The following is a 15,572-nucleotide window of genomic DNA, read 5'->3' as shown; positions in this document are numbered from 1 at the left end:
GGCCCATTGGGCCGGTTTTTTATGGCTTACCATTCTTGGCGGCACCCCGTCGGGTTCTCGCTAGGCGCCGTTAATAGTGGCTTTCGGCTATTTTTTAGGCCTGGACAACGCCAGTGATCATCCAGCAAATGGATAATCAATCATTGCTGTTTGCTACTGGATGGTCGCAAGGGCTTCAAATGCAGGCATCAAGCGGCTAGTCTGCGGGGCATTGGTAGTGCCTCTGCCTGACTACTACAAGAACTGGCTGATGACTGATCTATTCCGTATTTCTGGCTTAGTGGCTGCGCCTAGTGGGCTCGGCGGGCATTTCTATCGCCCACCCTTGCCGGCCAGTTATGTGCCGCGCCCAGGGTTGTGTGAGCGTCTGCTGGGCGGTCTGGTGGGTCGTTTGCTGCTGGTTACTGCGCCGGCCGGTTTCGGTAAAAGCTCATTGGCCACTGAGTTTTGCGAGCATCTGCCAGAACAGTGGCAAAGCCTGTGGCTGGGTTTGAGTTCGCGGGACAGTGACCCTGGGCGCTTTCTGGAGCGTTTGCTGAGTGGCCTACAGCAGTTCTTCCCTGAGCTCGGGCAAGAAGCACTCGGACTGCTGCGGCTGCGGCAACGGCATCAGCCGTTTGCTTTCGAAGAATGGCTCGACGGCCTGCTTGATGAGCTGGCGCTCTGTCTTGACCCGCAGAAGCCGCTGTTGCTGGTGCTGGATGACTATCACCTGGCCCAAGGTGCTGTGCTCGACCGTTGTTTGCAGTTTTTTCTGAGCCATTTGCCAGCTGGCCTGGTGATGCTGGTGACCAGCCGTCAGCGCCCGGACTGGCATCTGGCGCGGCTGCGTTTGTCGCGTCAGTTACTGGAGCTGCATGAGCAGGACTTGCGCCTGACGGACACTGAAAGCACTGAGCTTCTGAGGTTGCAGGGGGCTGAGCTGTCGGCTGATGCGCTGACCGCCTTGTTGTTGCGCAGTGAGGGTTGGGTCGCAGGGTTACGCCTTTGGTCCCTGGCTGTCAGTGAGGCCCAGGAGTCGACTGCGCTACCGGCGCATGTGCAGGGTGGCGATGGGTTGATTCACGACTACCTGCTGGAGGAGGTAATTGAGCGCCAGCCGGCGGACGTGCAGGCTTTTCTCTATGAAACAGCCAGCCAAGAACGCTTTTGCGCAGAACTGTGCGATGCCCTGCGCGATGCCCATGACAGCGCTGCGATACTTCGCCACCTGCAGGCGCATCAGGTGTTTCTGGTGCCGCTGGATGAGCAGGGCAAATGGTTTCGCTATCACCACCTGTTTTCCGACCTGCTGCGCAGTCGTCCGCAGCCCACTTCTGGCCTGCACTTGCGCGCATGCCGCTGGTTCAGTGCCGAAGGTTTGTTGGATGAGGCCATTGAGCAGGCGTTGCGTGCCGGCCAACCGGATGTGGCCGCGAACCTGGTACAGAACCTCTCCGAAGAGCAACTGCTGGCCGAGCAGAATGTCGCCACTTTACTGCGCTGGAAGATGGACTTGCCGGACAGCCTGCTGACCAGCACGCCGCGCCTGATTCTGCTGTATGGCTGGGCCCTGGCGTTGGCTTGTCAACTGGATGCTGCCGAAGAACTGCTGGCTGAGCTGGGGCGCTTTCTACCTGCCCGTGAGCGCAACGAGCAAGAAGGCCTGCTGGCACAGTGGTTGGCCCTGAGCGGGGTGATTGCGCGGGGGCGCGGTGACAGTGCCAAGGCCCAGGCCTATTGCAGCGAAGCGTTGAGTTGCTTGCCGTTGGACCGTTATGGGCAACGCCTGATGTGCCTGTCTAGCCTGGCCAACCTGGCGATCGTGCACGGTGATCTGTGGCGTGCCCGTGGGCTGAACCGCGAAGCATTGGAGCTAGCGCAGCGCGTTGGTAACCCGTTGTTCGAGGCGCTGGCCCATTATGATCGCGCGCGGGTGTTGCAAGCCCGCGGCGAAGTGCTGCGGGCGCTCGATGAGGTGCGTCACGGCCAGCAACGCCTGGCCCGTCTGCCGGCTCAGCGGCAGTATGCAGCGCGCGGGCGACTGACCCTCTATGAAGGTTATCTGCTGAGCCTGCGCCTGCAACCGCAACAGGCCCGGCAACGTTTGCTGGCTGGGATTGCCGAAGCGCGTGGCTGCCGTGATATCAGCGTGTTGATCGGTTACTGCGTACTGGCCAGTCTGGAAGGGCGCAGCGGTAACTTGCCGGAGGCCTTTGCTCAGCTGGCCGAGGCTGAGCGGCTGATGCATATCTGGGACATTCCGCCGATCTATTACCTGGCGATGATCACCCTGACCAAATGTGAGCTGTGGCTGCGCCAGGGGCAAGCCGAGCTGGCGGGGGTCTGGCTGAGTCGTCTGTTGGATACCTACGGCGGTGAACAGGCAGCTGCGGCCCCGGAGTTCCATCCGCAGCTGCCGCTGCATATCCAATTGCATCTGGCCACCCACGAACGTCTGCAGGGTGAAGACGAACTCGCCGAGCGGCGTTTGCGCGGTTTGAGCCAGCTGGCGCAGAACGCCGGCGGTCAGCTGCTGGGGGCGATTGCGCAGATGCAGCTGACCGCCTTGCTGTGCGACAACGGGCGTGAGCGTGAAGCACAGCAGCAGTTGCGCAGTGCGCTGCAGGCAGCGGCCGGTGGCGGTTTATTACCCTTTCATGGCCTGCTGACACGGCAGCCTGAGTGGTTGCGTGAGCAATTGCTGGCGTATGAAGCCAGCCCGTTGATTGAAGCTTTGTTGCAGCACTTGCCGCAGTCAGCGAACGTCGTCAGCCAAGACGATTACGCGGGAGTGGTCGATGCGTTGAGTTCGCGTGAATTGTCCGTGCTGCAATTAATCGCCCAAGGCTGCTCCAACCAGGAAATCAGTGACAGCCTGTTTATCTCCCTGCACACGGTGAAAACCCACGCCCGGCACATCAATAGCAAGCTTGGGGTGGAGCGGCGCACCCAGGCCGTGGCGCGGGCCAAGAGCCTGGGGCTATTGCACTGACTCAACGGGTACTGACAGGTCGAGGCTACGCGTAGGTGCCTTGCGCGGTTGTGCTGCGGCGGCCGCGAGCTTCTCCTGAACATCCTGCTGAATGCTCAGCAGCACTGGCTGCAGTTCGCGCATGTTCGCCTGTACTTCTGCGTAGGCATGCTGCTGCGCCAGTTGCTCGACGCGTTGCAGCAGGGTTTCACGCACCTCCCCACTCAAATGAATAAACAGCTCTGGCAGCTGTTTGCTCAGCTCGGCGCTGTAGAGCACCAGTTCTTCACGGCCAAATTGTTTGGTCAGGCCCAGGTAGTCCAGTGCGCTGGACGTGAGCATGGCCGCCGCGGCCTTGGTTTCATGCAGGCCTTGCAGGCGTACCGGGTTGCTTTGCTCACTTTCCGAGAGGGTCATCCAGAATTCGGTGGTCAGGGTAAACAGCACCGCCTGCTGGCGCAGTGAATAACTCATCAGGCCCAGCGCCTCGGCGGCATAGGGCTGTTGCACGGCGCGGAAATCAAAGTACAGGCGCATCAGCTCTTTGAGGCGAAACAGCGCTTCGCGGGCTTCGTTCTGCCGCAGTTCCAGGGGTGCGTAGATGTTGAGCTGAGGACGGAAGTTCTCTTCGCTGACCATGCGCTGGTAGATCGGCCCGGTGAACTCGCCGCTGCGCCGGGGGAGGGCGTTGAGCTGGGTGTTGTCGACCTTGTTCAGCGCTTCCAGCAGTTGCTGGTAGTCGGCGCTGTTCCAAGGCTTGTGGATATCGGGAATCTTCTGCCCGAGGTAGAACAGCTCAGTGGCCTGTACGGGTGTTAGCAGAACCAGCAAAAGGATGGCCAGCGGTAGGCAAAGGCGGCGTGGTAGCGTGGTCAGCACAACAATAATCCTGCGGCGATGGCGTTCAGAGTAATCAACTGCAGAGTAACCAGCTTGCTCTGCTGCGTCACCCGCGCCTTGGTTGGGAAGTGTGCAATGCAGCAAGCCTTGGCTGAGCTCGGTGCTGTTCGTGCGGTGTTTGAGGATCTGGGTGGTTACGGCGCGGTGGCCCAGCAGCAGGAACAGGATGGCGACGGGCCGCTGATTGGCCATCTACAGCGCACCAATATCCAGTTGGCGGCGATCCCGGTGTTTGCGCGCAAGGGCCTGGCAGATACCACGGTGAATGACCTGCTGGCGGCGGCCAATGTGTCGCGCCGCACCTTCTACAAGTACTTCGAGAACAAGATGCAAGTGCTAGAAGGCATCTACCAGACGGCGGTGTCCCTGCTGTTGTCGCGTTTCAGTGAAATGCAGAGCATCGCCGGCAGCCCGCAGGCCTGGTTGCAGGGCATGGTCGGTCGTTATTTCGACTATCACCTGGCGGTCGGGCCGATTATTCGCCTGATGCAGGAAGAGGCTCTGCGCGCCGACTCACCTTTGGCCGCCCACCGCCAGCGGGCACATGCCGAGATGGCGCGGCTGCTGGCTGAGCGTCTGCATGGCGATACTCAAACCGCCGAGCCGCTGACCTACCGCGCGCTGATTTGGGCCATGGAAGCGGCATCACTGGAACTGCTTGGCCGCGCCGCCAGTCGCGCGGAAATCGAACAAGCCAAGCGCGTGCTCAGTGAGCTGCTGATCGCCTCGCTGTGTCCTGCGCCCCGCTCAACCTAGGTTAGGCGTCAGGTTTAAGTGGGCGTGCTCTGATAGACCGGATACGTCTTTCCCATAACAACAATCTAGAGGTGCCTGCATGTCTGCTTCCAGTCTCTCGCTGACGCCACCGCTGGCGGCCGGTTTTGCCCGTCTGGGCTTCGGCGCCCTGCCGCTGGAGCGCCTCAAAGCGCGCTATGGCAATGCCGCCAATGGCTCGCGTTACATCGAACTCGACGGTTTCAATCTGCACTACCGCGACGAGGGCAGCCGCGATAAGCCGGTGCTGGTCTTGATCCACGGTGTGGTCGCCTCGCTGCACACCTGGGATGACTGGTTGCCAGCCTTTGCCGCTGATTACCGGGTGATTCGCTTCGATGTGCCGGGTTTCGGCCTCACCGGCCCGGCCCGTGATGGTGTGTATTCCGCTGAGCGAATGATCAAGGTCTTCGGCCTGCTGCTCGACTACCTCGGCGTGAGCAAGGCGTCGATTGTCGGCAACTCGCTGGGCGGTTATATCGCTTGGAACTTCGCCCTGGCGCAGCCGCAGCGGGTTGAGAAGCTGGTACTGATCGACCCGGCCGGTTATCACATGCACAAGGTGCCGTGGATGATTGCCGCCGCTGCCTTGCCTGGTGCCACCGTGGCGATGCCGATGTGGATGCCACGTGCGTTGATCGCCCAGGGCATCAAAGAAGTCTACGGCGAACCGGCACGGATCAAACCGGGCGTGGTGGATCGTTACAACGACCTGACGCGCCGGCCGGGCAATCGCCGGGCGATGATGGATATCTTCCGCGTGCTGCTCAAGGTCAATAAGGAAGAGCTGCACGGTACTTCGGCGCGGGTCGCACAGATTCAGGCGCCAACCCTGCTGCTGTGGGGCGAGCGTGATCGCTGGATTTCACCCAAGCATGTGCCGCTCTGGCAACGTGACCTGCCGGGGATTCAGGTGAAAACCTATCCGGGTGTTGGGCATATTCCGATGGAAGAAATCCCGCAGCAAAGCGCGGCCGATGCTCTGCGCTTTCTCCAGGGCTGATAAGGCAGAGTCCGACTGCGGCGGCAGCGCTGTCGCAGTCGGTAAATAAGGAAGAAGAAAAAGGGAGCCAGCTGGCTCCCTTGTCGTTTTGATTCAGCGTTCGGTTCAGGCCGCTTGGCTTTGCACAGGCAGATCGAATTCGCTGCGGGTCTGGTAGAGCAACTCCAGGTTGTTGTGCTCCCAGGGGTGAAAGTTGGGTTTGAAGAAATCGCGGTAGGTGCTGATCAGCGGGCGGAACACGCCTTCCTTGCCCCACATCCACTGAATGCCGTCGCGCCACACGCGCCAGTTCCACAGCAGGCCGTCCTGTTTGAGCATATGCGCCAGGCCGCGAGTGGTATCGAGCACGAAGAAGAAGGTGCCCATGATCATCGCCCGACGCAGCAGTTTACGGCTGCCGCAAACCTGGTTGTACACGTCGAAGGCCACGGCCTTGTGCTCGGTTTCCTCCAGCGCGTGCCAGCGCCACAGGCGCACCATGGTGGGGTGGGCTCCTTCCAAGTGTTTCGGGTCCTTGAGCAGGCCGTCGGCCATGATTGCGGTGATGTGCTCCAGTGCAGCCGTGGCCGCCAGTTGCCGCTGCGGCGAGAACTTCTTCTGGGTATAGCGAATACGTGCCTGCGCGCGCTTTTCGATACGGGTGATGTTGTAACCCAGGTCGCGCAGGCGATTGCTGTATTCCAGATGCTCGCGGCTGTGGTGGCCTTCCTGGCCGATAAAGCCACGGATCTGCTCTTTCAGCACCGGGTCATCGATCTGGTCGCGGAAGTGCCGCACCGAGTCGATAAAGAAGCGCTCGCCGTCGGGGAACAACACCGACATGGCGTCGAACAGATGGCTTTTGAAGGCATCACCGCTGTGCCAGTGGCGCGGCAGCGGGTTGGGGAAATCGAAATCCATATGCCGTGGACGAATCTGCAAACCTGCCGGGGTAGTGCTGACCATGCTGACTCCCTGAGTCTGTGACTGAAGCGTGGCCTAACTATGGATTCGCCCCGTGCTTCGGCAAAGGTTCACAACAGCCAATCTTTCGGTCATATATGGCCAATATTGCACGTGTGTACCAAACGTAGTGGTTTGTTGGCGCCGTGGTCGTGATGCCAAGCTTCGGTGCTAGAGCGCTTACAGGGCGTTGAGGGATTTCGCGCCTCGCGTGCGCCCAACCTTCGGTTGTGGTGATCGGCCGATTAAGTCCTGAGTATGGCCAAAGCCTTCGCACAACCGACGTAGGCGACTGACGTGGCACGGTGCGGCGGGGTGCCCTTGTCGGCTTTTGTCGAACAAGGTTATCGTCGCTGCCAGTGGTCATATCTGGCCAGATAATAAGAAGCCCATGAAGCCATCATTGAATTTCTCCGCTGAACTGGTTCCCGTTGCCTACGCTGCCGCCTTGCTTGACCTGGTCGAGGAGCTGGGGGTACCGCGCGCGCAGCTGTTTGCCGAGGCGCGGGTGCGCGCCGAAGTGCTGGGCAACCCGCAGGGGCGGTTGTCCTTTATTGATTTCACCCAGCTCACCAGCAGCGCTTTGCGCTTGTGTGATGAGCCAGCGCTGGGCCTGCTGCTAGGCCAGCGGCTGAATGTCTCGACCCACGGCATCCTCGGTTATGCGGTGCTCTCCAGCGCCAACCTGGGCAAGGCCATGCAGTTCGCCCTCAAGTATTACCGCGTACTGGGCCTGACCTACGAACTGGAAATGGTCGAGCTGGGCGCGCGGATCGAACTGCGCGCCAGTGAGACCATGCCATTGGGTCCGCTGAGTCGCTTTGCTGCTGAAGGTTTGCTGACCAGCCTCTACACCATTGCGCGCTTTCTGGTGGGCGAGCGTTTGCAGGAGGTCGAGGTGGGCTTTGCCCATGCCGCGCCGCATTACGCCGAGCGCTATGAACGGCTGTTCGGCGTCGCGGTGGCGTTTGAGCAGCCCTATCACCGCCTGAGCATGCCGATCACCTACCTGGACCGGCCTATGGCCCTGGCCAACCCGGCTACGGTGCAAATGTGCGAGCAACAATGCGAAGCCCTGCTGGCCAGCCTGGATGTACAAGATGGCCTGCTGACCCGTGTGCGCCGCTTACTGCTAGCGCGGCCCGGCGATTTTCCTGACCTGGCCAGTGCTGCCGAGGCCCTGCACACCAGTGGCCGCAGCCTTCGCCGGCACCTGTCCAGTATGGGCACCAGTTACCAGCAAGTGCTCGATGAAGTGCGCAAGAGCCTGGCCCTGCAATACCTCACCACCACCCACCTGCCGTTGTATGAAATCGCTTACCTGCTGGGCTTCAGCGACCCGTCGAATTTTCGCCGTGCGTTCAAGAAATGGACGGGTAAACTGCCCAGCGATTACCGCGCTGAGGAATAACCATGAGTTCTGCCGCAACCCCGACCCTGATCCGCGAAACCTTCCCCGTCGGGCCTTTGCAGTGCAACTGCACGATCATCGGTGACCCTGTGACCAAGAAGGCCATCGTGGTCGATCCGGGCGGCAATCCTGATCTGATCATGGCGCGTCTGGAGGTGCACGGGTTGAAGGTGGTGAGCATCATTCATACCCACGCCCATCTGGATCACTTCCTCGCCTCTGGGCAGATGAAGGAGAAAACCGGCGCGACGTTGCATTTGCATAAAGAGGATCAGTTCCTCTGGGACAATCTGGAAATGCAGTGCCGCATGTTCGGCGTGCCTTACACCCCGGTGCCGGCCCCGGATCAGTGGTTGAGTGATGACGAAGAGCTGGCCTGCGGTTGTGGCGTAGCGCTGCACACGCCGGGGCATACGCCAGGTTCGATGAGCTTCTGGTTCCCCCAGGACAAGCTGCTGATCGCTGGCGATACCTTGTTCAAGCGTGGCATCGGCCGCACTGATTTGTGGGGCGGCGATTACCCGACCATTGAGCGTTCGATCAAGCAGCGCCTGTACAGCTTGGACGAAGACGCCACCGTGGTTACGGGGCACGGCGCTGATACGCGCCTCGGTGATGAGATGCGTGAGAATCCATTTGTTCGTGCTTAGCCGGTTGCTGGTCGGCGCAATGATCCCTGGCAGTGAACTTTAGCCAGGTATTGGGCTCGAAACCCGACGGTAAGCTTGTCCCGATCCGATATTCAAAGGAAGTACGCATGAAACTTTGGCGAAATCTGGCTGTTGTGACCCTCGGTCTTGGCGTGCTCGCCGGCTGTACCACCAACCCCTATACCGGTGAGCGTGAGGCAGGCAAAGCGGGCATTTACGGTGGTGTTGGCGCAGTCACTGGTGCGGTGATTGGCGCGGCCACATCGAGCAAAAAGGATCGCGGCAAAGGTGCCTTGATCGGTGCAGCTGTGGGTGGTGCGGCTGGTGGTGGCTACGGCTATTACGTCGACACCCAGGAAGCCAAGTTGCGCCAGACCCTGCAGGGCACTGGCGTGCAAGTGCAGCGCAATGGCGATGACCTGAAACTGATCATGCCGGGCAACATCACGTTTGCCAGCAACTCGGCGGATATTTCCAGCAGCTTTTATCCAACCCTCAATTCTCTGGTTAAGGTGTTCAAGGAGTTTGATAAGAACGGTGTGGATATCGTCGGCCATACCGACAGCACCGGCTCGTTGGAGTTGAACCAGAACCTCTCCAACCGTCGTGCGCAGAGCGTCGCCTCTTACCTGAGCGCCAATGGCGTTGCGGCTTCGCGGTTGTCGTCTTATGGCGCCGGCCCGAATCAGCCTATAGCCAGCAATGCCAATGAAGCCGGTCGCGCACAGAACCGCCGGGTAGAAATCAACCTGCGTCCGCTGTAACTGCACGCTGTAAAAAGCCGTGCACTCGGTCGAGTGCGCGGCTTTTTTATGCCTGAAATTCAGGCTCGGTCAGCCGTTCAAAACGTGACTAGACTGCTGGCAGTGGTTCATTTCAACCCTGCTGCCGCAGTGCCCAAACTGCGCCGACATGGACGATGACTGGAGAGCGCATGGACGATCGACTCATATTTCTCGCCCGCAAACCCTGGCTACCGTTGTGGGCCACTCTGCTTGTGCTGGTCAGCCTCGGCAGCGTGTCGCTCTGGCAATGGCATGCCTGGAACCAGCGTGACCATCAACAGCGCCAGCAACAGTTTGAGGTGGAAGCGCTGGACATCAGCCAGCGCGTCATCAGTCGCATGCAGGCTTATGAAATGGTGCTGCGCGGTACGTCGGGCTTGATGACGGGCAGTGACTATGTGTCGCGTGAAGAATGGGAGCGCGCGATTGATCAGCTGCAGTTGCAGGATCGATACCCTGGTATTCAGGGGCTGGCGTGGTCCCGTTACCTGGCTCATGGGCAGCTTGAGGCGTTTCTCACCGCGGAACATGCGGCTGGGCGTGAGAACTTTCGTGTGTTCCCGCCGGGTCAGCGTGAACACTACCTATTAATTGATTACATCAGCCCCTTGGACTGGCGCAATCGACGGGTTCTGGGGTTTGACATGCTCAGTGAGGCCGTGCGCCGAGCGGCGGTTGATCAAGCCATGGACAGTGGCGTTGCAACCCTGAGCGCGCCGGTCACCCTGCTGCAGGAAACCGAAGAAAATGTGCAGGCCGGCGTACTGTTGTACCTGCCGGTGTACCAGCCTGGCAGGCCGCTGAGTACCCCCGAAGAGCGGCGCGCTGCTGTGCTCGGCATGCTCCACGCCGTCTTTCGTAGCCATGACTTGATGGAAGGAATTCTGGGCGCCCAGTCCAGCCGTTTTGCCATCACCTTGAGGGATCAGCAGGCTCCCGACATGCTGTTGCTCAGCGGTGGCATAGAAGGCGCTGACGCAGACGCCTCATTCCGTCATGCCATCGAACTGCCCTTGTACGGGCGTAATTGGCTGCTGGAAGTTAGCAGCACGGCCGTCTATGACGCTGCGCAGGTCAACTTAGGGGGGCATGCCAGCCTATGGCTGGGGCTGGTGGCTGCCGCCTTGCTGGCCCTGCTGGTTGGCGGCTACTTGTACCTGCGTGAACGTGAGTTGCACGCCAGCCACTTGGCGACCGACCAACTGCGTGAGCGTGAAGAGCGCTTCCGTCTGTTGATCGAGCGCCTGCCCGTAGCCACCTTGCTGTGTAACGCCCAGGGGCGGATCGAAATGGCCAACCGCAGCGCCGCCGATTTACTCGACTCAACGCCCGAAGGGTTGGTCGGTGAGCGGGTCAAGCGCTTTTTGCCCAGTATCGAGCAGCTCAGTTCGCTGGCGATTGATCGTGACAGCGCGGAGTTGTCCAACGAGTACCAGGCGCGCCGCGACCTTGGGGAAGAAGTCCCGGTGGCACTCAGTCTGAGCGTGTTGGGCGATTCAGGCGGGGTCAATTACCTGATCAACCTGATTGACCTGCGCGCCCGCAAAGGCGCCGAAGAGCGCTTTCGCCTGGTGGTCGAGGCCTCCCCCAACGCCATTGTGTTGATCGACGAGAACGGCTGCATCGCCATGGTCAATCGGCAGACCGAGCAGTTGTTCGGGTACGACCGCGAAGCCTTGCTGGCACAACCGGTGGAGATCCTGCTGCCCACGGCTTTGCGTAGCAGCCATGTGCCGATGCGCCAGGACTATCAGCGCAACCCGGAACCGCGGCGCATGGGTAATAACCGCGAGCTGTTTGGCCTGCACCGTGATGGCCGACAGATTCCGCTGGAGGTCGGATTATCACCAATCCGAGGCAGTGAAGATGCCTTGGTGCAGGCCGTGATCATCGACATCAGCGAGCGCAAGGCCGCCGAGCAACGCCTGCGTGATCAGGCTGAGCAACTGATTTTGGCCAACCGCTACAAGTCGGAATTTCTCGCCAACATGTCCCATGAGCTGCGCACGCCGCTCAACAGCATCCTGATCCTCAGCGATCAGCTACGACTGAACAGTGCCGGCAACCTGACCGAGAAGCAGGCCAAACATGCCGACATCGTGCACCGTGCCGGCAGTGACCTGCTGCAATTGATCAACGATGTGCTGGACCTGGCCAAGGTCGAGTCCGGGCGCATGCAGCTCAAGCTCGAACCGCTGAGCATGCAGGATATTCTCGTTGAGCTGGATGCCAGCTTACGGCCGATGGCGGAGATCAAAGGATTGCGCCTGCATACCCAGCTGGAAGCCGGGGTGCCGCGGGTGATTCACGCAGACCGCATTCGCCTGCAGCAGATCCTGCGTAACTTGCTGTCCAACGCGTTGAAGTTTACCGAGCACGGCGAGGTGAGCCTGACGGTGTCCTGCGCCAGCGGTGAGCCGGAGGAGGGTCATGAGCTGCTCAATTTCAGCGTGCGCGACAGCGGGATCGGTATCCCTGCCGAGCAGCATGAGCAGATTTTCCAGGCTTTCCAGCAGATCGACGGCTCTACCAGTCGGCGCTTCGGTGGCACGGGTCTGGGGCTTGCCATTACCCGTCAGCTGGTGCTGGCGATGGACGGCGAGATCAACCTGCAAAGCACCTTAGGCGAGGGCTCCTGCTTTACCGTGCTACTGCCGGTGCGGGTGGTGGCGCAGACTCAGGTGGAGTCGGCCGTGGACGCGCCACAGCGCAGTGGTGAGGGCCCAGCGGTACTGATTGTTGAAGACGACGTGAATTTTGCGGCGGTACTGGCCGAGGAGGCACACGCCCACGGTTTTGCCAGTGTGCATTGCCGCTCTGGGGTGCAAGCCCTCAACTTGCTGCAGAGCGAGTGCTTCAGCGCGGTGATCCTGGATATTCTGCTGCCGGATATCAGCGGCTGGCAGCTGTTTCGCCGCCTGCGCAGCCAGGCCAGCCACCGCATCACGCCGGTGCACATCATCTCCTGCGTGCCGCAACCGGTGGACTGGAATGATGACGGCACGCGCTATCTGGTCAAGCCGATTCAGCGGGCTGATCTGGAGCAGGTGTTTGTCGACTTGCAACAGCTTGCCCCGTCGCCTGCCCAGCGCTTGCTGTTGGTCGAGGATGTTGAGGTTGAGCGCGAACATTACCGCGAGCATCTGCAGCAGCTGGGCTTTGACGTGCAAGCCTGCGCGCGAGCTGATGAAGCGCAGCGAGCTTATGCCAGCGGAGTTTTTAGTGCGTTGGTGATCGACCTTGATCTGCCTGATCAGGATGGCTTTGAACTGCTGGAAACCCTTAACCGGCAGCGCCCGCTGAATGGCACGCGGGTGGTGATCAATACCGGGGTGGATGTCACCCGCCAGGCCTTGCAGCGCTTGCGTCGTTACAGCGCGGTGGTGGTGCACAAGCATGGTGAGGACATGCAGGACCTGAGTGAGGCCGTGCAAGGCTTCCTGGGCAGCGTGCGCAACCCCACGCGGCTGGGAGCGCCACGCGCCGAGAATCCGCTGGAGGGCCGGCGCGTGCTGCTGGTCGATGATGACGTTCGCAATGTTTACGCCCTGACGGCCCTGCTTGATGAGGTCGGGCTGATTGTCAGCTCAGCCAAGGACGGGCAGGAGGCGATCAACTGTTATCAGCGCGAGCCGTTTGACTTGATCCTGATGGACATGGCCATGCCGACGATGGACGGCTACACCGCCACCCGCTTACTCAAGACCGAGCATGGGTGCAGCATTCCGATCATCGCCCTGACCGCCCATGCGATGAAAGGTGACCGGGAGAAATGCATCACCGCAGGCGCGGATGACTACCTGGCCAAACCGGTCAGTCGCGAGGCCTTGCTGGATTTACTGGTGCGTTGGCTGGCCAACAGCGGTCCGCAAAACGGCTCATTTGCAGCATCTGCTGCACCACCGCAATAGTTTTGCTGTGGCCTGCTAACCTCAACCGCAACAGGAGTCGCAAGACGCTCGCCAGGGACAAGGGAGGATTTATGGCACATGTACAGCTGAAGAGCGTGCCCAGCACGCAGATTCTGCTGGTGGTGGATGACCGTCAGGAAAACCTGGTGGCCATGCAAGCTCTGCTGGAGGAGGGCGACTGGCAACTGCGTTGTGTCGACTCGGGCGAGAGTGCCCTGCAGTGCATGCTCGAAGAGGACGTTGGCCTGGTGCTGCTGGATGTGCAGATGCCGCACATGGACGGCTTTGAGGTGGCGCGGCTGATGCGTGGTAATCCGCGTACGCGCTACACCCCGATTATCTTCGTCTCAGCCATCGCGCAGACTCAGGATTCGGTGATCAAGGGCTACGCCACCGGCGCGGTGGATTTCATGCTCAAGCCCTTCGATTCCAGCGTTTTGCGCCATAAGATTCACGCCCTGCTCGAACATGAGCGCAACCGCAGCGAGCTGCTGCAACTGACCCAGCAACTGGATACCGCGCGGGCGTTTAACGCCTCGGTGCTGGACAACGCCGCCGAAGGCATCATGGTGGTGGGCGAGGATGGTCGGATCAATTTCGCCAACCCGGCCATGGCACGCATGCTTGAGGGCTCGATAAGCGATCTGGAAGGCAGTGAAATGCTCTCCTATCTGGTCAGCCCGCAAGTCACCAGCGACTGGCGGTTGTCCGAATTTTACCTGCAGTGGCGGCGCGGTGAGGCCTATCGCCTGCATGACGCCAACCTGCGCACGCTGAACGGCGGGCAGGTGCCGGTGGCGCTGTCCTGTTCACCCTTGCCGCGTCTGCAGCACGCCATGGTGGTGATGGCGCTGGATATGTCGGTTGTGCGCCATCTGCATCAGCAACTGGAGTCACAGGCGATTACTGATGCCCTGACTGGCCTGCTCAACCGGCGTGGCTTCTATCAGGCGCTGGAATCGGCGTTATCGCGGATCGAACGCAGCGGCCAACGTATGGCGGTGCTCTATCTCGATCTGGATGGCTTCAAACGGATCAATGACTCCCTCGGCCACGACGTGGGCGACCGCTTGCTCAAACTCGTCGGTGAACAGCTAAAGGCCAGCCTGCGCCCCTATGACAGCCTGGCGCGGATTGGCGGCGATGAGTTCACTGCCCTGCTCGACAGTCTGGAACATCCGGAAGACGCCGCGCGCATCGCCGAAAAACTGATCGAGCAGGTGTCGGTGCGGCATAACCTCGACGGCATCGAGGTGACTCTGGGTGCGAGTGTGGGCATTGCCTGTTTCCCCGAGTGTGGGCAAACCGTGGAAGGCTTGCTGCGCGCCGCTGACATGGCCATGTACGAGGCCAAGCGCACCGGTCGTCAGCAGTACCGCTTCTTCTCACAGGAAATGAACGGCCGCGCACGCTCACGGTTGATGCTTGAGGAAAGCCTGCGCAACGCCATCGAGAATGATGATTTTGTCCTGGTCTACCAGCCGCAGATCTACCTGGAGAGCGGGCGCCTGCGTGGCTTCGAAGCTTTGCTGCGTTGGCAGCATCGGGTTGCCGGCACCGTGGCGCCGGGGGTGTTTATTCCGCTGTTGGAGGAGACTCGTCTGATCAATCGCCTGGGCGGCTGGATCTTCAAGGCCGGGATCGAAAAATGCCAACAGCTGAGCCAGCAGTTCGGCAACGAGCTGGTGCTCAGCCTGAATGTCAGCCCGGTGCAGTTCGGCATGCCGCAGCTGGTCGATGACCTGCGCCGGGTGCTTGAAGAGCACCAGTTGAACCCTCGGCAGCTGGAAGTGGAAGTTACCGAAAGCGCATTGATGCAGGATCTGGAAACCAGCCAGGAACAGCTGCGTCAGTTGCGTAAGCTCGGGGTGAGGATCGCCATCGATGATTTCGGCACCGGTTATTCGTCACTGGCTTACCTGCGTCATTTCGAGCTGGATACGCTGAAGATCGATCGCCTGTTTATCTCCAATATGCTCGACTCGCCGCGTGATGCTGCGGTGGTCAGCACCATCATCGACCTGGGCCGCAACCTGGGATTGGAGGTGATCGCCGAGGGCGTGGAAACCATGGCTCAGCGTGATTGGCTGGCGGCGCACAACTGCGCAATCATGCAGGGTTTTCTAGTCGCGCCGGGGTTAAACGTCGAGCAGATCAAAACCTTTCCCGCGCAGCTGGATTGGCACAATTTGCCGTTGCGTAATGAAAAGCCCGCTGGTTAGGCGGGCTTGAGGCTTAAGCGA

The 15,572-nt window shown here is 60.5% G+C and carries 10 protein-coding genes; 8 read left to right on the top strand and 2 right to left on the bottom strand.

Annotated features, from left to right (window positions below; genetic code table 11):
- The first annotated feature begins 250 nt into the window (after positions 1-250).
- Positions 251-2,974 (top strand): LuxR C-terminal-related transcriptional regulator, encoded by a 2,724-nt coding sequence (locus HCI85_RS04415; protein WP_167142392.1) that lies wholly within the window; start codon positions 251-253, stop codon positions 2,972-2,974.
- Here HCI85_RS04415 and HCI85_RS04410 read toward each other — a convergent pair.
- The gene (locus HCI85_RS04410) at positions 2,963-3,829 is read right to left on the bottom strand and encodes a hypothetical protein (RefSeq protein ID WP_167144260.1); all 867 of its coding nucleotides are present in this window, start codon (positions 3,827-3,829) and stop codon (positions 2,963-2,965) included. The two genes, HCI85_RS04415 and HCI85_RS04410, sit on opposite strands and share 12 nt — an antisense overlap.
- Positions 3,830-3,928: 99 nt before the next feature.
- On the opposite strand from HCI85_RS04410, the gene HCI85_RS04405 reads away from it, so the two are divergent.
- The gene (locus HCI85_RS04405; RefSeq protein WP_160085403.1) at positions 3,929-4,609 is read left to right on the top strand and encodes a TetR/AcrR family transcriptional regulator; all 681 of its coding nucleotides are present in this window, start codon (positions 3,929-3,931) and stop codon (positions 4,607-4,609) included.
- A 79-nt stretch (positions 4,610-4,688) separates the two neighbouring features.
- Complete coding sequence (locus HCI85_RS04400) at positions 4,689-5,630, top strand: alpha/beta fold hydrolase (protein ID WP_160085402.1); 942 nt, start codon at positions 4,689-4,691, stop codon at positions 5,628-5,630.
- A 105-nt stretch (positions 5,631-5,735) separates the two neighbouring features.
- On the opposite strand, the gene HCI85_RS04395 is transcribed toward HCI85_RS04400, so the two are convergent.
- Positions 5,736-6,575 carry a metal-dependent hydrolase gene (locus HCI85_RS04395; protein WP_090248979.1) on the bottom strand — a complete coding sequence of 280 codons (840 nt, stop codon included), beginning with the start codon at positions 6,573-6,575 and terminating at the stop codon, positions 5,736-5,738.
- Between the two features lie 388 nt (positions 6,576-6,963).
- On the opposite strand from HCI85_RS04395, the gene HCI85_RS04390 reads away from it, so the two are divergent.
- The 5 genes from HCI85_RS04390 to HCI85_RS04370 all read left to right on the top strand — a co-directional run bounded on the left by HCI85_RS04390 (position 6,964) and on the right by HCI85_RS04370 (position 15,551).
- Positions 6,964-7,983: an AraC family transcriptional regulator gene (locus tag HCI85_RS04390; protein WP_167142388.1), complete on the top strand. Its 1,020-nt coding sequence runs from the start codon at positions 6,964-6,966 to the stop codon at positions 7,981-7,983.
- Between the two features lie 2 nt (positions 7,984-7,985).
- Entirely contained in the window at positions 7,986-8,633 is a 648-nt protein-coding gene (locus HCI85_RS04385; protein ID WP_167142385.1) for an MBL fold metallo-hydrolase, read from the top strand.
- A gap of 107 nt (positions 8,634-8,740) precedes the next feature.
- On the top strand, positions 8,741-9,397 hold the full coding sequence (locus HCI85_RS04380; RefSeq protein WP_160085399.1) for an OmpA family protein: 657 nt from the start codon (positions 8,741-8,743) through the stop codon (positions 9,395-9,397).
- 170 nt (positions 9,398-9,567) lie between these two features.
- Positions 9,568-13,329, top strand: a complete 3,762-nt coding sequence (locus HCI85_RS04375) for a CHASE domain-containing protein (RefSeq protein WP_167142382.1) — start codon at positions 9,568-9,570, stop codon at positions 13,327-13,329.
- Positions 13,330-13,400: 71 nt separating this feature from the next.
- Complete coding sequence (locus tag HCI85_RS04370; protein ID WP_167142379.1) at positions 13,401-15,551, top strand: EAL domain-containing response regulator; 2,151 nt, start codon at positions 13,401-13,403, stop codon at positions 15,549-15,551.
- Positions 15,552-15,572: the final 21 nt, after the last annotated feature.

Origin of the sequence: Pseudomonas sp. OTU750018 (assembly GCF_011636575.1) — a bacterium.
GTDB classification, from domain to species: domain Bacteria; phylum Pseudomonadota; class Gammaproteobacteria; order Pseudomonadales; family Pseudomonadaceae; genus Aquipseudomonas; species Aquipseudomonas peli.
This window is presented reverse-complemented; position numbering and strand designations above follow the sequence as displayed.